This window comes from Polyangium sorediatum (assembly GCF_029946465.1).
Lineage (GTDB): Bacteria > Myxococcota_A > Polyangia > Polyangiales > Polyangiaceae > Polyangium > Polyangium fumosum.
Genome location: NZ_JARZHI010000019.1, coordinates 52950 through 73522, shown reverse-complemented (window position 1 = coordinate 73522; position 20573 = coordinate 52950). Strand labels below are relative to the sequence as shown.

Sequence of the window (20573 nt, the reverse complement as noted above, 5' to 3'; positions counted from 1 at the left end):
GGACACGAGGATGACGCACCTGCACCACGGCTGGGACAAACAGCCGGATCCGGCCGTGCGAGCGCGGATCGACGAGCTCGCCGAGCGCATCGAGCGCTACCGCGCGAGCTACTACGCCGGCAAACCCGACATCTCGGACGCCGCCTACGACGCGCTCGAAGACGAGCTGCGGGATCTCGATCCGACGCACCCGGCGCTGGCGCGCGTCGGCACGCCGGTGGCCGTGACCGAGTGGGAAAAAGCTCGGCACGAGATCCCCATGGGTTCGCTGAACAAGGTCGTGAACGAGGCCGAACTCGAAGCCTGGGCCGCGCGCTGCGACGAGCTCGTCGTGAAGGAAGGCGGCAAGGCGATCTCGGACGATCTCTTCGTCGCGGAGAAGCTCGACGGGATCTCGATCGAGGTGATCTACCGCGACGGCAAGTACGCCGACGCGATCACGCGCGGCGACGGGATCATGGGCGAGCGTATCTCGCCGAACGTGGCCCGCATGCGCGGCGTGCCGCAGAAGCTGAAGGAAAAACTCACGCTCAGCGTGCGCGGCGAGATCATCCTCAAGCTGTCGGACATGAAGAAGTCGTTCCCGGGCGTGGCGAACCCGCGCAACGCCGCCGCCGGGACGTCGAAGCGCTTCGACGGCCAGGGCTGCGAGCACCTGACGGTGCTGTTCTACGACCTCGCCGATCACCTCGACGTCACGACCGAGGAGCAGAAGATCACGTTCCTGCGCAAGCAGGGCTTCGGCACGCCCTGGACCGCAAAGGGCACGCTGAAGGACGTGCTTGGGATCTACCGGAAGTACGCGTCGGAGATCCGCGCGGGGCTCGACTACGAGATCGACGGGCTCGTGGTGCGCGCGAACTCGACGGCCGCGCAGACCTTGCTCGGCGAGGTGAACCGGCGGCCTCGCGGCGCGACCGCGTTCAAGTTCGCGTCGCAGGCGAAGGTGTCGAAGGTGGTGGAGATCCTCTGGGACACGGGCCCGAGCGGACGCGTGACGCCGGTGGCGATCGTGGAGCCGGTGGAGCTCGCGGGCGCGACCGTGCAGCGCGCGAGCCTGCACAACGTGGGCAACGTGCGCGCGCTCGGGATCGGCGTGGGCGACGAGGTCCTGGTCTCGCGACGGAACGACGTGATCCCGTACGTCGAAGAGGTGGTCGAGAAGGGCGGCAAGACGGAGCAGCCGCCGACGCGCTGCCGGCGCTGCTCGGCCGAGCTCGTGACGAGCGGCGAGTACCTGCTCTGCCGCAACCAGGCGTGCCCGGCGCTCGTCGAGGGCCGGATCCACAACTGGATCGACGCGATCGGCGCGCTCGAGTGGGGCGACAAGCTGATCGAGCAGCTCGTCGAGGCGAAGCTCGTGAAGGAGCCAGGCGATCTCTACAAGCTGAAGCCGAAGCAGATCGCCGACCTCGAACGGCGCGGCGACAAGATCGCGAAGAAGGTGCTCGACGAACTCACGAGCCGGCTTCCGCTGACGCTGCCCGTGTTCCTGGCGGCGCTTGGCATCGAGGGGTTCGCGATCCAAACGGCGCGGCTACTCGTCGCGTCGGGCTACACGACGATCGAAAAATTGCTCGCGGCGACGGAGCAGGATCTCGCGGGGATCTCGGGGCTCGGCCCGATCAAGGCCGGCATGATCGTGCGCGGGCTGCAGGGCCGCAAAGCCGAAATCGAGAGGCTGATCGCGCAGGGCATCGTGCCCGTGACGCAGGAGCAAGAAGGGCCGCTCGCGGGGATGTCGTTCTGCTTCACGGGCGCGCTGAGCCGTCCGCGCGGCGAGATGACGAACCTCGTGGAGGCGAACGGCGGGCGCGTGCTCTCGGGCGTGACGAAGGAGCTCAACTACCTCGTGAGCGCCGAGGCGGACTCGACGTCGAGCAAGGCGCAGAAGGCGAAGAAGTACGGGACCGTGCTCCTCGACGAGGCCGGCTTCTTCAAGCTCATCCAAGACAAGGGCGTGAAGGTCTCCTGACCTCGATCACGCCCACGCCCCGCCCCGCTCCCCTCCCCTCACCAGTACGTGTCCTGATCCTCGGTGACCCCGGCGAGCCGATCGAGGGTGATCGGCTCGCGCCCCGGCACGAGGATCCGCCCCGAGAACTCACCCGCGAGCTGAAGGAAACGCGAGCGGACGATCCCGAGATCGTGGCGCTCGGTGTGGAGGCCGCTCGGCGTGAAGGTGAGATCGACGCGCTCGTCGGGCGCGCGGACCTGCCAGCTCGACAAAGGTCGTTCGCGGTCAAACGAAAAACGAACACCCGAGAGGGGCACGACCTCGCCGTCGATCCACGCGACGCACTCGCGATCCCCGACGAACCCCTCGGTGAGGTTCAAGGCGATGGGTTTGCCCTCGGCGGTGCGGCCGAGACCAAAACCCCATCGCCACGCGGTGTGCCGTTCGAGCAGGCCCGCCGTGAAGTCGTACCCGGCGAGCGCGCCGTCGAGCGAGAACCTGCGGCCCGCCGCGACGAGCGAGCCGTCCACCGAGAGGAGCGCGCGTTTCTCCGTCGTCGAGAAGAGGCCCTCCCGGAGCGCTGCGACCACCCCCAGCGCAGGCGGCGCCTTCGAGGTGCCGAGCCGCGCCTGGAGTTCGAGGCCCTGCATCCGTACGTCAATGGCGTAATCGCTCTGTCCGACCGGTCGCGAAACGGAGAGGTGATTGGCGCCGAGGTGGTAGGAGGCGAGGCAGCCTTCGCCGCCGCTGTCGCCGATGAAGGCGCTGAAAGGCGGGCCCTTCGTGGTCTCGTCGACCAGGGCGCGGCCCTCGCGTCGATCGACGACGAAGGCAAAGGCGTTGGCGGCGTAGCCGAGGCGGATGATCGCGACGGCGCAGATGAGCTCGTCGGAGGCGATCGCCACATAAAACCAGCGCTTTTCGCGGCGCACGCGGGTGAGCGGGTTCTTCGCCGCGGCCCCGAAGGCGACGGGCGGCAGACCCCCTTCGTACGTGCCGAACCGGGGCCGCTGGGTGGTCGGGTCGAGGATCGCTTCGGGCGGAGTCCGGTGGATCTGCATCCACGGGAGAATAGCGAGCCCTGGGAAGACGGCACGGCCCTGTGCACGGCGCGGGAGCGCCCCCGCGGATCGCGGTGGTAGACTCGCGCGCCATGCAGGCCGCGATCGTGAACACGCCCCATCCCGTCAACGAACCGGTGCGTTCCTACGCGCCCGGGACGACCGAACGCGCGGAGCTCAAGGCAGCACTCGCGCGCATGTCCGGCGAGACGATCGAGATCCCGATGGTGATCGGCGCGAACAACGTGTTCTCGGGTCGCCTCACCGAAGTGCGCGCGCCGCACAAGCGGAGCCTGCTCCTCGCGCGCGCGCACGACGGAAATCGCACGGACATGGCCGACGCGATCGACGCCGCGCTCGCCGCGTCGAAGATGTGGGGCGAGATGCCGTGGACGGCGCGCGCAGCGGTGTTTCTGCGCGCGGCGGAGCTGCTCGCGACGCGGTACCGGCCGCTGCTCAACGCGGCGACGATGCTCGGGCAGAGCAAGACGGCGCATCAGGCCGAGATCGACGCGGCCTGCGAGCTCATCGATTTCTTGCGCTTCAACGTGGCCTACGCGCGGCAGATCGCGACGGAGCAGCCGCAGAGCTCGCCCGGGACGTGGAACGTGATGGAGCCGCGTCCGCTCGAAGGGTTCGTCTTCGCGGCGACGCCGTTCAACTTCACGGCCATCGCGGCGAACCTGCCTGCGGCGCCCGCGATCATGGGCAACACGGTCGTGTGGAAGCCGTCGGCGAACGCGCTGCTCTCCGCGCACTGGATCATGACGCTCTTGCGCGAGGCGGGGCTGCCCGACGGCGTGATCAACCTCGTGATGGGCGATCCGGCGGAGATGGCGACGGCGGCCCTGGAGCACCCGAGCCTCGCAGGTGTGCACTTCACGGGCTCGACGCCGGTGTTCCGCTGGATGTGGCGCAAGGTCGGCGAGAACATCGATCGGTACCGGACGTACCCGCGGCTCGTGGGCGAGACGGGCGGGAAGGATTTTGTCTTCGCCCACGCGAGCGCGGATCCGACGGCGCTCGCGGTCGCGCTCGTGCGCGGCGCGTTCGAGTACCAGGGACAAAAGTGCTCGGCGGCGTCCCGCGCGTACGTGCCGAAGTCGATGTGGCCGGCGCTGAAGGAACGGATCGTGGAACTCACGCGGATGATCCGCGTCGGCGACGTGGCGGACTTCCGCAACTTCATGGGCGCGGTGATCGACGGTCGCGCCTACGCGCGGATCACGAGCGCCGTGGAAGAGGCGCGTCGCGGCGGGCACGCGCGGCTCATCTGCGGCGGCGAGTGGAGCGACACGGAGGGCTTCTTCATCGAGCCGACGGTGATGGAGACCGACGATCCGAAGCACACGCTGATGGAGACCGAACTCTTCGGCCCCGTGCTGACGGTGTGGCCTTACGAGAACGGCAAGGAAGACGAGGCGCTCGCGCTCTGCGACGAGACGAGCCCATACGCGTTGACGGGCGCAGTGTTCGCTCGTGATCGGGCGTTCATCGAGAAGGCCAGCACCGCGCTGCGCCACGCGGCGGGGAACTTCTACGTGAACGACAAACCCACGGGCGCCGTGGTCGGGCAGCAGCCGTTCGGCGGCGGGCGCGCCTCGGGGACGAACGACAAGGCGGGCAGCGTGCTGAACCTGCTGCGCTGGACGTCGCCGCGCGTGATCAAAGAGAGCTTCGAGCCGCCGCGCGCTGTGCCCTACCCGTTCCAGTCCGAGCCTTGACGCGGGCGCCTCTGCGTCACTCCGGCGTGGCCCGGCAAGCGCCGCCCTCGAGGGCGACGCACACGCCCTTTTCCTCCTCGTAGTACTCGGCTTGCTCCTCGTAACAGTCGGCCTGGTCGGAGAGGGACGCGGCGTAGGCCGCGTCGTCGGCCGCGAGCTCGAGGCAAGTCGACGTGCAGAGCGACGCACTCGCGCCGGGCTGGCAGAGCGCGTTTTTCTGGCAAACCACGGCGCAACTGTCCTCGGGGGAACGATCGCCGCAGGCGCAGATCACGAAGGTCAGGAGAAGGGCGAAGAGCGTCGAAGGGCGCATGCGTCGAGGATAACGCAGGCGGGTTTTGGCAGAGCGCGCCGAGTGGTATACGGGCGCTCCGATGCGCACCCCGAGCTTCGCCCTGGTCTCGCTCGCCCTCGCCCTCCTCGCCTGTGGTGGATCCACCCCCGAGCCCGTGACGCCTCCGACCGCGGACGCGGACACCCCGAAGACGAGCGGCGCCACGACAACGGAAAAGCCTGCGGATCCGCCGCCTGCGCCCGCGGCCAAGCCCGCGTTTGATCCCGTGGCGCTCGGCATGACGCCGGACGGCGCGCGCAAGCTCTGTGATGAGCACCTCGCGAAGGCGAAGGGCCTCGCCGAGGACATCAAGGCGCTGAAGGGCGCGCCCGCGGACAAGCTCACGTTCGCGTCGACGGTGGGTCGCTTCGACGACGTCGTCCTCGAGGTCGCGAGCGCCGGAGAGTTCCCGTACCTGATGGGCGTCGCGCACCCGGACGCGGCCGTGCGCGAGGCAGCGAAGGCCTGTGAGCCGAAGACGGACGCCTTCCAGACGTCGCTCTGGCTCGACGCGGACGTGGCCGCGGTGATCCAGGCCTACGCGAAGAAGGGCGAGAAGCTCGAAGGCGAGCGGGCGCGGCTGCTGGCGGACGTGCTGCGCGACTTCCGGCGCAACGGGCTCGAACTCTCTGCGGACAAGCAGGCGCGGCTGCGCGAGCTCAACGCGGAGATCACGAAGAAGGGCCAGGCGTTCATGTCGAACATCGGCGCTTCGACGGAGTGGATCGAGGTCGACGAGAAGGAGCTCGAAGGGCTGCCCAAGGAGTACGTCGCGAGCCACAAGCCGAACGACAAGAAGAAGGTCCGCATCTCGACGGACTACCCGGACTACTTCCCGTTCATCACGTACGCGAAGAACCGCAAGCTCGCGCTCGAGCTCTACGTGAAGTTCACGAACCGCGGCGGCAAGCAGAACGTGCGGCTCCTGGAGGAACTGCTCGCGCTCCGCACCGAGAAGGCGAAGCTGCTCGGCTACGAGACATGGGCGGACTACGCGATCGAGCCGCGCATGGCGAAGAGCCGGAAGAACGTGCGCGAGTTCCTCGACAACCTCTCGGCCGCGCTGAAGGACCCGGTGAAGGTCGAGCTCGAGGAGCTGCGCAAGGAGCACGTGCGGCTCGGCGGGAAGAAGACGGACGTGCTCTATCCGGCGGATCGGTACTACCTCGAGGACAAGGTCCGGAAGGCCAAGTACAACTTCGACTCGCAAGCGCTCGCCGAGTACTTCGAGATCGGCGCGGTGAAGAAGGGCCTGATGGACACCACCGCGAAGATGTACGGGCTCGAGTACCACGAGGTGCCGGCCGCGGCGTGGCACCCGGACGTGACGGCGTACGAGGTGTGGTCGAAGGGCGAGAAGATCGGGAAGTTCTATCTCGACCTCTACGCGCGCGCCGACAAGTACAAGCACGCGGCGATGTTCGGCGTGCGCACGGCGAAGCGCCTGCCCGACGGGACGTGGCAGCAGCCGATGGCGGCACTCGTGTGCAACTTCCCGAAGTCGGAGGGCAGCCAGCCGGGCCTGATGTCGCACGAAGAGGTGACGACGTTCTTCCACGAGTTCGGCCACGTGCTGCATCAGCTCCTCACGCGCTCGGAGCTCGCGTCGTACTCGGGCTCGAACGCGGTGCGCGACTTCGTGGAGGCGCCGTCGCAGATGTTCGAGGAGTGGGCGTGGTCGCGCGACGTGCTCGACACGTTCGCACGGCACTACAAGACGGGCGAGAAGATCCCGGACGCGCTCTTCACGTCGATGACGAAGGCGCGCACGTTCGGGCTCGCGCTCGGGACGCAGCGGCAGCTCTTCCTCGCCTCGCTGGATCAGGAGCTCCACGCTCGCAAGGCGCCGTTCGACACGACGAAGGTGGTGGAGGAGGTGCAGGGCAAGGTGGACGTGTTCCCTTACGTGAAGGGGACGCACTTCCAGTCGAGCTTCGGGCACCTGATCGGCTACGACGCCGGCTACTACGGCTACCAGTGGGCGCTGAGCCTGTCGCGCGACGTGCTGACGCGCTTCCGCAAGGAGGGCCTGCTCAACACGACGACGGCCGACGCCTGGCGGACCGAGGTGCTGGCGAAGGGCGGCGGTGAAGACGAGCGGACGATGATCTCGCGCTTCCTCGGCCGCGCTCCCAGCCACGACGCGTACTTCACGTACCTCAAGGGCAAGGAGTGACTCGTCTCCGATCTGCAGTGCGGGGGTGTGGGGGCAGAGGAAGGACTGCAAAGCAGTCCGACCGGAGCCCCCACCGTTAAGGCTGCACCGAGATCCCCATCGACTCGCGCAACGTGCTGTGTGCCTCGGAGACCGTGAATCCGAGCAGATCAGCGATCTTCGTCTCCGCGTCGAGCGCGCCACGCGGCTCGGCGCGGAGGAGCGTCGCGACCACGTCGAGGCTGCCGCAGAGGAGGTAACCCGCGCGCGTCGCGCATCGCTCCACGGCCGCTGCCCAGCGGGGTAGGTCCGGACGAACGTTTGCCGCGGCGAACGCGGAGACGGCTTCCTCCAGCGCCTTGCGTTGTTCGTCGTCGAGGTGCGCTTCGAAGAGCGGCTTGAATGCGAGCACCACGTCGCGGACCTTCGCGGGGATCGGCTCGTCCGGCAGGGCGATCGCGATGGCGCTGACGAAACACGCGCTGAGCTCTTCGAGCGAGGGGTAGAAGAGCAAGAGCCGGTGATGGCCCACGTGGTACGTGAGGTGCCGGCCCACGAGGAACGCGAGCTCCGCGAGCGTGCGGCCGCGCAGCGCGTGCTGGCCCGCGAGGACCGTGGCGTCCGTCGCGGGGATGGCCACGAGGCTCACGCCGGCGTCCTCGCGCACGTACACGTCGGGCGGCGTCACGCCGAGGAAATGGCTGCCCCAGGCGAACGAGCGCACGATCGAGATCGTGCTGCGCTGGAGGTCCTGCTTCTGCGACGCATCCAGCGCCGGGAGCCGCCCATCGCTCTCGAGTTGTTCGAGCCGCGCAGCGATCGCGGCGCCCGCGATCGCTTCGAGCACGCCTTCGGTGAGCGTGTCTCTCCGCTCGTCTCGCAAAAGATCCCAGCCCTCGGTGGGCATCGCGCTCAGGAAACGCGGCACGCCGTTCGGCTTGTGCTCGTCGTAGAGGAACTTCTCGCGCGACTCGACGACGCCGAGGTGCGCGGTGACCACGGAGGCGGTGTACGCCACGTCCGGCTGGCGGAGCTTCTGCGCGACGTCGAAGATGTCGTGGTACGACTGGGCGCGCTGCGGATCGAGCTTCGCCGCGTCGCGCAGGTGTACGAGCGCGCGCTCGTGCCGGCCGATCGTACGAGCGAGATCCGCGACAACGAGGTGGCCGCCGAGATCCTCGGGGCGCTCGTCGACCGAGCGCTCGAAGTAAGCGAGCGCCACGAGCGGATCCTCCAGGTGATCCCGGAAGAGGAGACCGAGGCGCCGCCCGATCTCCCACGCCGCGCGGCGACGCGGCTCGCCTTGGGGGAGCCGATCGAGGCGGGCAAGCGCGCGGCGGTAGATCGCTTCGAGCTGGCTCCACTCCTGCCGCTCCGAGAGGATGCGCGCGAGGGTGTCGAGCGGCTCGATCATGCTGGAGTCGCTGTCGATCGCGAGCTCCAGCATCTCGATCGCGAGCTCCTCGCGTTCGATCTCCTGGCAGTAGGTCGCGAGCTCCAGGTAGCTCGCGGCGCGGTCGCGCGGGACCGGCGTGAGCTCCGCGATGCGGCGGCGGATCTCGATCACCTTGTCGATCTCGCTCGCGTGCTCGTAGAGGCGGCGCAGCTTGCCGAGGACCAGGAGATCCTCGGGGCGAATGTCGCGCGCCCGCTCGAACGAGGCGCGCGCGCGGCCCGGATCGGAGCCGATGCTCTCCCAGCGATCGCCGAACTCCATGAGGTGCTCGAAGCGCTCCGTCTCGCTCGTGAGGGTCGCGAGCAGCCGCTCCTCGGCGGCGTGTACGGCGCGGAAATCACGCTCCGTCACGTTGAGCACGATGAGGGCTTCGAGCGCAGGGCGGTACTCGGGGCGGAGCGTGAGCGCCTTGTCGAGGTTCGAGATCGCCTCCTTGCGTTTCTCCTGCCCCCACTTCGCGGTCGCGAGGCGAACATAGAGCTCGGCGCGCTCCTCCGTGTCGCCGGGCGCGAGGTGGCCGAGCGCCTTGCGATACTCGCCGAGCGCGCCCTCGTGATCCTTGGCGGCGAGCATCGCGTCGCCCACGTCGCGATGGTGCACCGCGGGCGACGTCTCCACCGCCGGCGGCGTCTCGGGCGCAGACGACGCGTTCGGCGACGTGGTCGGCACGGGCGGCGGCGAGGACACACGCGGCGACGCGACCGTGGTCGCCGCGGGCTCGGGGATCTCCGGCACGACGGTGATGCGCGGCGCGGGCGCAGGCGAGACTTCTTCGGCTTGCGGGCTCGGCGTCGTCGCCGGCGCGACCGATGGAGGCACCGGCTCCTGGATGATCACGCGAGGGACCGACGCTTCGGGGCGCGTGAACGATCGATCCTCGGGCAACGTCGTCGCCACGTAAGCCGCAGAAGGCTCACTCGCCTGCAGGATCCGCGCAGGCTCGGGCGCGATCGAAGGCGCGGGCTCGGGTTCGGGCTCGGTTGTGCTCTCCTGCGTGATCTCGGGCTCGGGCTCGGGCGCCGTCGAGCTCGGCAGGATGCGCGAGCGCAACGTCGTCACGGGACCGCGCTCGCCGAACGCGGCGTCGTCGAGCACGACGTCCACGCTCTGCGGCATGTTCTCCGGCGAGCCCTCCCGCAGCGGCGGCGGCTCGACGGCTTCCACGCGCACCGAGCGCGCGTGCGGCTTGCCGAGGGATCCGAGCAGCGCCTCGGCCGCCTCCGATTCGAGCGTCACCTCTTCGAGCCGCTCACCGCGCGCCAGCGCCTCCGCGTCGAGCGTCGAGGGCGCGTCTGCCAGCGCAGGCACGCCCGCGTCCTTCCAGATCGTCGAGCCGACGGGCACCGGGATCAACGCGAACGGCGTCCAGCCGCGCGCGTGCGCGAAACACGGCACCACGCCGACGAGCCCTTCCTTGATGCGCTCGTAGAGCATCCGCGCGAGCAGGCCCGTCTCCGCGTCCGCGTCGTCGAACGCGTTGATGAGCGCGCGCGTGAACGGCGACGGTCGATCCTCGACGCCGGGCGCCGAGGGCCGCGCCGCGATGAGCAACTCGATCCCGCTGCGCTGCGGGTTCACGGCGTCTTTCGCGGCGGCGACGACGGTCGCGCTGCGGAACGGATCGGCGGGCGCAGGCGCGTGGCGGCACTCGAGCACGAAGAGCACGGGACCCGACACGTGATCCTGAAAGACGGCGACCACGTCCGCGAGCGCGTCGCCGGTCTGCGGGTTCTCGGGATCGAGGCAGAGGAAAAACTCGCCGTCGACCGAGACCGCGACGGGGCTCGACACGTAGAAGAGGAGCTCGTCCTCCGGCCCCGGCTTGCGCTGCTCGAAGAGCGTGTCGAGCTGCTCGGCGAGATCCACGTGGGGATCGATGTCCACGACCTCGAACGCCGTGTCGTCCAGGGGGAGACGCGAGCGCAGGATGTCGCCGTCGAGCGCGCCCGGCGGAGCGCGCATGTCGGAGAGGAGCGAGGGCGTCGCGACGATCGCCAAGCGCATCAGGCTGCTCCCGGGCCGCGGGCCTTCATCGAAGCAGGGAATCTACCAGGCCTCGGGCGTGGTGAGCGCAGCGAACGACAGGCCTCGGTGGTCCGCCGGTTCCAGTGTCCTGGGCTGCAAGGGCGCGGGAGGCTCACGAGACCTTCGCCCGCGCCGTGGGCAGACGCCCGACCAGCTCGGCGCCGTTCGCCGGGCGCCGATCGTCCGGGCCGATGCACACGTCGGCGATCGCGCGCCACCGCGCGGCCTCTTCCATGGCGATCCCCCGCTCCCCGAGCCTGTGGAGCACGTCTTCGAGCACGCGGCCGTAGCCGTACACGTCGTCGCGCGGGTCGCTCGACCGGCCGGCGATGCGTTCGGGCGAGACGTATCCGGCGCTGCCCCCTTCCCCGCGGGCGCCGAGCGGCCGCGCGATGCCGAAGTCGCCGAGCAAGGGCTCACCGGTGTCCCGGAGGAGCACGTTCGCCGGCTTGACATCCGCGTGGACGAACCCTCCTGCGTGCAGCCGCGCGAGCGCCCGAGCGAGCGGGAGCGCCCAGCGATCGATGGGGACGAGCGCCGCGAGATCGCCCCGGGCGAGCACGTCGCGCACCGATCCCCGCGGGATCCACTCAAGCGCGAGCCATCCTTCGTCTGGATCCGCGTCGAGCACGCGGATCACGCCGGGCCCACGCATCCGATCGGCGAGCCGCGCCTCCCGTTCGAGGTGCTCTTGGTCGCGACCACGCCGATGGTAGACCTTGAACGCGAGGCGCCGCCCGAGCAGCTCGTCCTCGGCCTCGTAGACGGTCCCGGCGCCGCCGCGCGCGACCTCACGCAAGAGCCGGAACGGCGCGCGCGCGCCCGCGTCCGTCACCACCGTGGCCTCGTCGAGCCGCCGCGCGGGTCCGGGTGCTGCGCCGAGCGCCGCGCGCCATCGCGTGTGCCGCTCCCGCGCGCCCGGCGTGTCGATGTTCCGCGCGAGCACCCGCTCGATCGTCCCGAGCGCGCGCGGAAGCTGGCCGAGCGAGGCGTTGAGATCCGCCGCGAGCAAGAGCGCCGGCGTGCTCGACGCGTTCGCCAGCGCATCGAGCGCCCCCTTCTCGTCGCCGCGCGCCGCGAGGATGTCCGCGCATGCGAGCCGCACGGCCTCCGGCACCGCGTAGTCCTCCGCGGCTTCGAGCACACGCGCCGCGGCTTCGGCCTCGCGCACCGTTCCGCGCGCCTTGCGCAGGAGCAGGATCGCTTGCTCCTCGCTCGGACCATCCGGCGCGCCCACACGCGCGAGCTGCGCGAGCTCGGCAGACGCTTCGTCGACGTCGGCGCGCGCAGGATCGCGGCGCGGCTCTGCACGCGCAGCCGTCGCGCGATCGTCCGCTCCGCGAAGGGCCTCCTCGCTCGTGGCCTCTTCGCTCTCGCCGAAGAGCCGCCCCCTGATCTTCCGCCACAAACTCACGCGCCGCTCCCGCTTCCTTCGCGGCTCGCCGTGGCCACGCGCAACACCACGGGCCCGCCGCGACGCGCGCGGATCTCGTCACCGACGCAAAGCTCCACCTCGGCGGCGAGTTCGAACTCGCCCAGGATCGGCCGCGGCGCCCCGCTCGGCGTCCGCAGCACCACGAATCCGCTGTCGCCGTGTGCAACCCGATCGACGTGCAGCGCGCCCACCACGAGCGGCCCGAGCGGCGCGAGGAAACGTGTCCCCGCGATCGTCACGACCACGCCGTCCGGCACGAGCTCCCGCTCGGGCGACACCGTCGGCCGCTCAATCCCGCACGGCACCTCGCCGCCGAGCTCCAGGCGAATCCCCTCACCCACCGGGATCACGCCCTGGATCCGCGCGCCCGCGAGCATCGTCCCGTTCCGCGTGTCGAGATCCTCCACGAAGATCGCATTCCCCTCCCGGCGGATGCGCAGGTGTGTGCGGCTCACGGCCCGAGCACCCACGAGGATCGTCGCTTCCCCGCGGCCGATCGTCACCTCCTCGCCGAGCGCCGCATGGAAGCGCTTCCCGCCGATCTCCAGATCAACGAGCGGCCCCGTCGCGAGGCGCGCTCGGATCGCGCGGGCGGCGTCGGCCACGACGTCGTCGTCTCGCTCCGCGAGCGCGGCCCGCGCGACGTCCAATGCGGCGCGACGCTCCGCGGTCCGGTCGAGATCGGCCACACGCCTGCGCACGTCCGTCACCTCGCGGACCTTGCGCGACTCTGCATGCGAGGCCTTGAGGCGCTCTTCGAGCTTCTCGATCGCGCCCATCTCCGTGAGCACCCGGATCTCCGCCTCGGCGTCGCCGAGCTCCGCGTAGAGTTCGGCCGCGCGTTCGAGCTGCCCTGCGCCTTCGAGCTCGCGGGCGACGCGCCCGAGCTCGCTCTTCAACGAAGCCCCGCCGCGGGCGCGGATCACGTCGAGCGTCAGCAACGCCTTGCGACCGAGCGCGCGTTTCTGGATCTCCTCGCTCTTCGCGGTGCGCGCAGCGACGTCACAGAACGCGATCCGTTGCTCGGCCGAGCCTTCGGCGTCGGCGCGGAGCAAGAGCACGCGCGCCGCTTCGTCCGGCATCTCGGCCTCGACGTACAGCGTAGCCGCGGAAGCAAGATCACCGGCGAGCTCCCGGGCGCGCGCGTCTTTTGCTCGTCGGCCCTCGCCCCAGCGCAGGAAGCGATCGAAGAGACCCACTGCGCGGCATGGTAGCGCGGCTCGGAAGGCTTGCGCGAGGGCTCTCGCGAGGCCCGCCGTGCCCGGCTGTTGACTCTCCCCTTCCCTCCGCGGACCATCGGAGGCTCGATGTCCAACTTTACGACCGGTCAGACCCGCCTGGGCGAGCTGCTCGTCCGCGAGAAGCTCATCAGCTTGCAGCAGCTCCGCCAAGCGCAGGAAGAGCAACGCAAGAGCGGAACCAACCTGGGCCAGGTGCTGACGAAGCTCGGCTACCTGTCCGACGACGACATCGCGAGTTTCCTCGCCACCCAGTACGGCGTCCCCGTCGCCAACCTCGACGGCACCGAGTTCGATCCCGACGTCTTGAAGCTCGTCCCGCGCGACGTCTGCGAGAAGCAGAAGATCATCCCGCTGTTCCGGTCGGGCACCTCGCTCGTCGTGGCAATGGCGGATCCCACGAACCTCCACGCGATCGACGACATCAAGTTCCTCACGGGCTCCATCGTCGAGCCGCGCGTCGCCTCCGAGGGCGCGATCCTCCAGGCCATCGAGCGCGCCTACTCCGCCGGCCCCTCCTACGACGAGATGCTCGCCGAGTTCGGCGACGAGCAGGTCGACTTCACGGTCGACACCGAGGACGTGAACGTCCTCGAGCTCGAGAAGGCGGCCGAGGGCGCGCCGGTCGTCAGGCTCGTGAACGCGATCCTCCTCAACGCCATCAAGAAGGGCGCGAGCGACATCCACATCGAGCCGTACGAGAAGAAGCTCCGGGTCCGCTACCGCATCGACGGCGTGCTCGTGGAGGAGATGCAGCCTCCGATGAAGCTCAAGAACGCGATCGCGAGCCGGCTCAAGATCATGAGCTCGCTCGACATCGCGGAGCGCCGCCTGCCGCAGGACGGGCGCATCAAGCTCAAGCTCGGCAAGGGCAAGGAGATGGACTTCCGCGTCTCCGTCTGCCCGACGATCTGGGGCGAGAAGATCGTCATGCGCCTCCTCGACAAGTCGAACCTCCAGCTCGACATGACGAAGCTCGGGTTCGACAGGAAGCCGCTCGAGGACTTCCAGTGGGCGATCAACCAGCCCTGGGGCATGGTCCTCGTCACGGGCCCGACGGGCTCTGGCAAGACGACGACGCTCTACTCCGCGCTGAGCGAGCTCAACCAGATCGAGACGAACATCAGCACCGCCGAGGATCCCGTCGAGTACAACCTCCACGGCATCAACCAGGTGCAGATGCAGGACTCCATCGGCCTGAACTTCGCGGCCTCGCTCCGCTCCTTTTTGCGCCAGGACCCGGACATCATCATGGTCGGCGAGATCCGCGACTTCGAGACCGCCGAGATCGCGGTCAAGGCTGCGCTCACGGGCCACATGGTGCTCTCCACGCTGCACACGAACGACGCGCCGTCGACGATCTCGCGCCTGCTCAACATGGGCATCGAGCCCTTCCTCATCACCGCGAGCGTGAACCTCGTCCTCGCGCAGCGCCTCGCGCGAAAGAACTGCGCCGACTGCCGACAGCCCTTCAAGCAGGACCCGCGCACGCTCGCCGATTTCGGCTTCACGCCCGATCAGCTCAAGAACGCCAAGCTCATGAAGGGCGCGGGCTGCAAGACGTGCAACGGCTCGGGCTACAAGGGCCGCGTGGCGCTCTACGAGGTCATGCGCTTCACGGACAACCTGAAGGAGCTCGTCCTCCAGGGCGCCTCGACCGCCGAGCTCAAGACGGCCGCGATCAAGAACGGGATGATGACCCTGCGCATGGCGGGCATCGAGAAGGTGATGCAGGGCATGACCACGACCGAGGAGATCGGCCGCGTCACGATGGGAGACTAGCGATGACCGCGGAGACGCCGGGGCGCGAGCCCCTCCGTTACACGATCCAGCAGCTCCTCAAGGTCATGGTCGACAAGGGGGCGAGCGACATGCACATCACGCGGAACTCGCCTCCGCTCCTGCGCATCGACGGCTCGGTCGTCCCGCTCAAGCTCCCCCCGCTGAACGACGAAGACACGAAGGAGCTCTGCTACTCGGTCCTCAGCGAAGATCAGAAGCTCGTCTTCGAGAAGAAGAACGAGCTCGACCTCTCGTTCGGCCTGTCGAGCATCTCCCGCTTCCGCGCGAACATCTTCATGCAGCGCGGCGCCGTCGCGGGCGCGTTCCGCCAGATCCCCTTCAAGATCCTGAGCTTCGACGATCTCGGCTTGCCGCCCGTGGCCGCCGAGATCGCCAACAAGCCGCGCGGCCTCGTGCTCGTCACCGGACCGACCGGCTCCGGCAAGAGCACCACGCTCGCGAGCATCATCGACAAGGTGAACTCCGAGCAGCGCCTGCACATCATCACGGTCGAAGACCCGATCGAGTACATCCACAACCACAAGCTCTCGGTCGTGAACCAGCGCGAGGTCGGCGCCGACACGGCGTCGTTCAAGGACGCGCTCAAGTACATCCTCCGCCAGGATCCGGACGTCGTGCTCGTCGGCGAGATGCGTGATCTCGAGACCATCGAGGCGGCGCTGACGATCGCCGAGACGGGCCACCTCGTCTTCGCCACGCTGCACACGAACAGCGCGGTCTCCTCGATCAACCGCATCATCGACGTCTTCCCCGCGCATCAGCAGTCGCAGGTCCGCGCGCAGCTCAGCTTCACGCTCGCGGCCGTCATGACGCAGCAGCTCGTCCCCAAGATCGGCGGAGGCCGCACGCTCGCGCTCGAGGTCATGGTGCCGAACGCGGCCATCCGGAACCTCATCCGCGAGGACAAGCTCCACCAGATCTACTCGCAGATGCAGGTCGGCCAGGCGGGCAGCGGCATGCAGACGATGAACCAGTGCCTCCACGGGCTCTACCAGCGCCGCCTGATCTCGCTCGAAGACGCGCTCGCGCACGCCGGTGACATGGAGGAGCTGCGCGCCATGATCGAAGGGCGCGCCGTCCGCCGCGGCCCCGCGACCTAGCGAGCCCGGCGGATCCAGCCTCACGCGCGCGCCGCCGAATCTCTCCCGTAAGAAACAAAGCAGGAATTTTGACACCCCACCGCCCGTTCAGTAGGGTAGGCGCTGCGATGCAAGGGCTCACCGAGCGCCAACAGCAGGTTCTGCATTACATCCGCCAATCCATCCACGAGCGGGGCTACCCGCCCACGTTGCGGGAGATCGGCGCACACATGGGAATTCGCTCCACGAACGGGGTGAACGACCATCTGCGCGCGCTCGAGCGGAAGGGGTACTTGACGCGGGAGGACATGAAGAGCCGCGCCTTGCGGCCGAAGGACATGTCCGCCGCCAACGTACGGGCGGACGAGCAGCTCTCGATGCCCGAGGCGCCCGAGGACGACCTGCTCGAGGTCCCGGTGGTCGGCCGGATCGCCGCGGGCCTGCCGCTGCTCGCCGAGGAGCACGTCATCGACACGGTCCGCATCGATCGGATGCTCGTCCGTGGCGGCCGCGAGATCTTCGGCTTGAAGGTCACGGGCGACTCGATGATCGAGGCCGGCATCCTGAACGGCGACTACATCTTCGTGCGACGCCAGCCCACCGCGCAGCGTGGCGAGATCGTGGTGGCGCTCATCGGGGACGAGGCGACGGTCAAGTACTACTTCCCCGAGAAGGACTACGTCCGGTTCCAGCCGGCGAACGCGAAGATGGCCCCGATCCTCGTGCGGGCCTCGGACTTCAAGCCGACGATGCTGCTCGGCGTCGTGGTCTCCGTCTTCCGCCGACTTTGACCGCGTCCCGCGCGCTCGCACACTGGCATTGACGCGCGGCGCGCACGCTTGGTAGCGTCCGGGGCACGGATGGGAGCGACGGATCGGTTCCGTCGTCGCTCCAGAAAGAACGCGATCGTGAAGGCGCACGTGCGGCGGTTCCGAATCGGGGTTTGGGGCGGAGGGCGCCAGGAGGCGACCCGGAGCTCCAAGCGTGGAGCTTGGGTGCTGGCAGCGGTGGGAGGCCTCCTTCTCACCAGCGCGACCGGCTGTGGTGGTTCGATCTACGCGATCACCTCGAGCAGCGCTTCCTCGAAGCTCGAGACGGCGGAGGCGCTCGGCGCCGAGCGCTACGCGCCCTACGAGTTCTGGACGGCGAAGGAGCACCTTCACAAGGCCATGGAAGAGGCTTCGACGGCCGACTACGGCGACGCGATCAAGTTCGCGAGCACGGCCGAAGAGTACGCCGAGAAGGCCATCGTTCTCGCGAAGCAGGCGCACGAGGGATCGGGCCGATGAAGAGCACGCGCGGCGCTACCAAGATGCAGAAGCCGGCGCGTCGTCCGGCGGATCGTTCGTACGGGCGTTGGGCGCTCCCGGCGCTCGTCGTCATGGCGATCGGTCAGGCCTCGTGCTCGCAGGTCTCCGTCATGCGCGGCGACATCGAGGGCCTCACGAAGGTCGCGGGGCAGGCCGAGCGCAACGGCGCGATCCGCTGCGCGCCGCGCGAGCTCGCGACGGCGAAGAGCCACCTCACGTTCGCGGAGACGGAGCTCGATCAGGGCTTCCTCTTCAAGGCGAAGGCGCACCTCGACATCGCGCGCGCGAACGCGCACGCGGCTTATGATCTCTCGCCGCCGCAGAAGTGCGCCGAGCGTGGCTTCGTCGAGGAAGAGGCGCCGCCGCCTCCCCCGCCGCCTCCCCCGCCTCCCGGCGACTGCGACGGCGACGGGTATCTCGATCCGCAGGACACGAAGTGCCCGTGCGAGGCCGAGACGTGGAACGGCTTCCAAGACGAGGACGGCTGCCCCGACGATCCGGACACGGACGGCGACGGCTTGCCGAACTCGAAGGATAGCTGCGTCCTCGTGCCGGAGGACAAGGACGGCTACCTGGACGACGACGGTTGCCCGGAGATCGACAACGATCTCGACGGGATCCTCGACGACGCGGACAAGGATCCCTCGACGGGCAAGAGCTGCGCGAACGAGCCCGAGGATCCGGACGGGTACGAGGACGTTGACGGCTGCCCTGAGCCGGACAACGACAAGGACACGGTCCCGGATCTCGAGGATCAGTGCCCGAACGAGCCCGGCGTGGTGGGCGGCGACAAACCTGGGTGCCCGAAGAAGCCCTCTCTCGTCATCGTGACGGAGAAGGAGATCAAGATCACCCAGCAGATCCACTTCGAGTTCGACAAGGACAAGATCAAGCCCGACAGCTACGCGATCCTTGACGCGGTGGCACAAGTTCTTCAGGACAACCCGAAGATCAAGATCGAGATCCAGGGCCACACGGACAACAAGGGTGCGGCCGCGTATAACAAGAAGCTCTCGGATCGCCGCGCTGCGGCCGTCTTGAAGTACCTCGTCGCGAAGGGCGTCGAGCCGAGCCGGCTCACATCGCACGGCTACGGTATGGAGATCCCCCTCGTTCCGAACACGACCGATCAAAATCGCGCGCTCAATCGACGCGTGCAATTTGTCCGGACCGAAGGTCAGAAGTAAAACCTCGGTACCGACCAGCCCTCCCCCATCGCTCCTCCCGGAGGACAGACCGCCGTGTATCTTCGTCCGTTTGGGTCGTTCGCTGCCTTTGCGCTTTCCGCCGTCATCATGGGTGGCCTTTGTAGCTACTCGGATACGGCCTTCGCGGCAGGCGAGAAGGACAAAGAGGCCCTCAAGCTCCACGACCAGGCGATGGACGAGGATTACCTCGCCGTCGAGTTCGACAAGGCCGAGAAAAAGCTCAAGGACGCGCTTAAGAAGTGCGGCGACGATGGTTGCAGCCCAAAGGTTCTGGGCAAGCTCCACGTCGCGCTCGGCACCGTCTACGGCGGCTCGAGCAAGCTCGACAAGGCCAAGGAAGAGTTCATCGAAGCCCTCAAGGCCGATCCTTCCGCCTCGCTGATCGAGTCGCTCACCACGCCCGAGCTCACGAAGGCCTTCGAGGAGGCCAAGAAGCAGGCGAAGCCGAGCAAGCCTCCCCCGTCGAAGCCCCCGCCGAGCAGCGAGGAGGGCGACGAAAGCGACAAGCCCGGCGGCGACCTCGAGCACACGCCGATCCCGGAGCAGGCGGTCAACACGCCGGTGCCCGTGTTCATCGAGATCGGCGAGGACGTCACGGTCGCGAAGGCGACGCTCCGGTACAAGCCCTTCGGCGCCTCGAAGTGGACCTCGCTCGAGATGCAGCGCGTCGGCAAGGGCTGGGGCGCGGAGATCCCGTGCGCGGACGTCACCACGACGGGCGACATCAAGTACTACATCGTGGTCACGGACGACAGCGGCGAGCAGCTCAAGGCGGGCTCGCAGAAGGATCCGTACCGCGTCCCGATCAAGCGTGATCTCGAAGGCGACGAGCCCTCGCTGCCGGGCAAGAAGCCCCCGAAGAAGTGCTCGGCGAAGGAAGACTGCCCGCCGGGCTTGCCGGGCTGCGAGAAAAAAGACGACCAAGAGAAGCGCGGCGAGAAGGGCTGGGGCGCGACCTGCGAGGCCGATCAAGAGTGCCAGGCCGGGCTCATCTGCCAGAACGGCCAGTGCGAAGAGGGCAAGCGCGAGGGCGGTGACACCGGCCCCGAGCCTGCCGGCAAGGGCAAGAAGAACATCATCGGGCTCGGCGGCCAGCTCGACCTGATGCTGATCAACAGCGCCGAGAACGTCTGCTCCGGCGACAACGACACGTACTACTGCTTCTACCCCGGCGGCACCGATCGCTTCTTCGGCGATCCCATCTCCGCGCAGGGCACGAACGGCATCCAGGGCGGCTTCGCGCCGGCCGGCGGCCGCGTCTTCGCCTCGTACGATCGCGAGCTCGCCAAGATCGGCTCGGGCACGTTCGGCGCGGGTCTGCGCTTCGGCATCGCGTTCGGCGGGCACCCCTCGTCGGATCAGGCGCCGCCGAACGCGCTGCACCCCGAGATGGTCAACTTCCCGCCGATCCACGGCGAGCTGCGCGCCTGGTACTCGTTCATGGGCAGCCAGTTCGAGCAGGGTCAGATCCGTCCGTTCGGCTTCCTCGGCGTGGGCATCGCGAAGGTCTCGGCGGCCGTGCCCGTCACCGTCTGCGACAAGCTGCTGAAGAGCGGCGAGGACCCGATCGATCCGTCCGACGACTCCTGCCCCGGCAGCACGCCGGCGGTCAGCCGCGACCTCGACGCCTACCAGATCTCGGGCCTCAACTTCGTCTCGCTCGGCGCCGGCGCGACCTACGCCTTCACGCCGAACTTCGGCGTGACCGCCGAGATCAAGGCGATGTTCATGCTGACCACGTTCGCCGTGGTCCTCGCGCCGTCCGTCGGCCCCGTCTTCGCGTTCTAG

At 68.7% G+C, this 20573-nt stretch carries 14 protein-coding genes; 9 read left to right on the top strand and 5 right to left on the bottom strand.

The window, feature by feature from the left end; translation table 11 throughout:
• Positions 1-10: 10 nt before the first annotated feature.
• Complete coding sequence (ligA, locus tag QHF89_RS22015) at positions 11-1975, top strand: NAD-dependent DNA ligase LigA (RefSeq protein WP_136967986.1); 1965 nt, start codon at positions 11-13, stop codon at positions 1973-1975.
• Positions 1976-2013: 38 nt separating this feature from the next.
• On the opposite strand, the gene QHF89_RS22010 is transcribed toward ligA, so the two are convergent.
• The gene (locus QHF89_RS22010) at positions 2014-3018 is read right to left on the bottom strand and encodes a DUF2804 domain-containing protein (RefSeq protein WP_136967985.1); all 1005 of its coding nucleotides are present in this window, start codon (positions 3016-3018) and stop codon (positions 2014-2016) included.
• A gap of 92 nt (positions 3019-3110) precedes the next feature.
• On the opposite strand from QHF89_RS22010, the gene pruA reads away from it, so the two are divergent.
• Positions 3111-4742, top strand: a complete 1632-nt coding sequence (gene pruA / locus QHF89_RS22005; RefSeq protein WP_136930682.1) for an L-glutamate gamma-semialdehyde dehydrogenase — start codon at positions 3111-3113, stop codon at positions 4740-4742.
• Positions 4743-4758: 16 nt separating this feature from the next.
• Here the strand turns inward: pruA and QHF89_RS22000 are convergent, their stop codons facing one another.
• Complete coding sequence (locus QHF89_RS22000; RefSeq protein WP_136930681.1) at positions 4759-5055, bottom strand: hypothetical protein; 297 nt, start codon at positions 5053-5055, stop codon at positions 4759-4761.
• A 61-nt stretch (positions 5056-5116) separates the two neighbouring features.
• Here QHF89_RS22000 and QHF89_RS21995 point away from each other — a divergent pair, with 61 nt between their 5' ends.
• Positions 5117-7252 (top strand): M3 family metallopeptidase, encoded by a 2136-nt coding sequence (locus QHF89_RS21995; protein WP_136967984.1) that lies wholly within the window; start codon positions 5117-5119, stop codon positions 7250-7252.
• Positions 7253-7328: 76 nt separating this feature from the next.
• Here QHF89_RS21995 and QHF89_RS21990 read toward each other — a convergent pair whose 3' ends face one another.
• The 3 genes from QHF89_RS21990 to QHF89_RS21980 all read right to left on the bottom strand — a co-directional run bounded on the left by QHF89_RS21990 (position 7329) and on the right by QHF89_RS21980 (position 13346).
• Positions 7329-10691: a tetratricopeptide repeat protein gene (locus QHF89_RS21990; protein ID WP_136967983.1), complete on the bottom strand. Its 3363-nt coding sequence runs from the start codon at positions 10689-10691 to the stop codon at positions 7329-7331.
• 133 nt (positions 10692-10824) lie between these two features.
• Entirely contained in the window at positions 10825-12126 is a 1302-nt protein-coding gene (locus QHF89_RS21985; protein WP_136967982.1) for a serine/threonine-protein kinase, read from the bottom strand.
• On the bottom strand, positions 12123-13346 hold the full coding sequence (locus QHF89_RS21980; RefSeq protein WP_284720789.1) for an FHA domain-containing protein: 1224 nt from the start codon (positions 13344-13346) through the stop codon (positions 12123-12125). The genes QHF89_RS21985 and QHF89_RS21980 overlap by 4 nt, the downstream gene beginning before the upstream one ends.
• A gap of 108 nt (positions 13347-13454) precedes the next feature.
• Between QHF89_RS21980 and pilB the strand changes: the two genes are divergently transcribed.
• The 6 genes from pilB (at position 13455) to QHF89_RS21950 (ending at position 20573) form a co-directional block, all read left to right on the top strand.
• Positions 13455-15167 (top strand): type IV-A pilus assembly ATPase PilB, encoded by a 1713-nt coding sequence (gene pilB, locus QHF89_RS21975; protein ID WP_136930677.1) that lies wholly within the window; start codon positions 13455-13457, stop codon positions 15165-15167.
• A gap of 2 nt (positions 15168-15169) precedes the next feature.
• A complete protein-coding gene (locus tag QHF89_RS21970) occupies positions 15170-16288 on the top strand; it encodes a type IV pilus twitching motility protein PilT (RefSeq protein ID WP_136930676.1) in 1119 nt (372 codons plus the stop codon).
• Positions 16289-16395: 107 nt separating this feature from the next.
• A complete protein-coding gene (lexA, locus tag QHF89_RS21965) occupies positions 16396-17058 on the top strand; it encodes a transcriptional repressor LexA (protein WP_136967981.1) in 663 nt (220 codons plus the stop codon).
• A 216-nt stretch (positions 17059-17274) separates the two neighbouring features.
• Positions 17275-17556 carry a DUF4398 domain-containing protein gene (locus QHF89_RS21960; RefSeq protein WP_284720788.1) on the top strand — a complete coding sequence of 94 codons (282 nt, stop codon included), beginning with the start codon at positions 17275-17277 and terminating at the stop codon, positions 17554-17556.
• Positions 17553-18764, top strand: a complete 1212-nt coding sequence (locus QHF89_RS21955; RefSeq protein ID WP_232379667.1) for an OmpA family protein — start codon at positions 17553-17555, stop codon at positions 18762-18764. Before QHF89_RS21960 ends, QHF89_RS21955 begins: the two co-directional genes overlap by 4 nt.
• A 108-nt stretch (positions 18765-18872) precedes the next feature.
• Positions 18873-20573, top strand: coding sequence for an early set domain-containing protein (locus QHF89_RS21950; RefSeq protein ID WP_136930673.1), 1701 nt, complete (start codon positions 18873-18875; stop codon positions 20571-20573).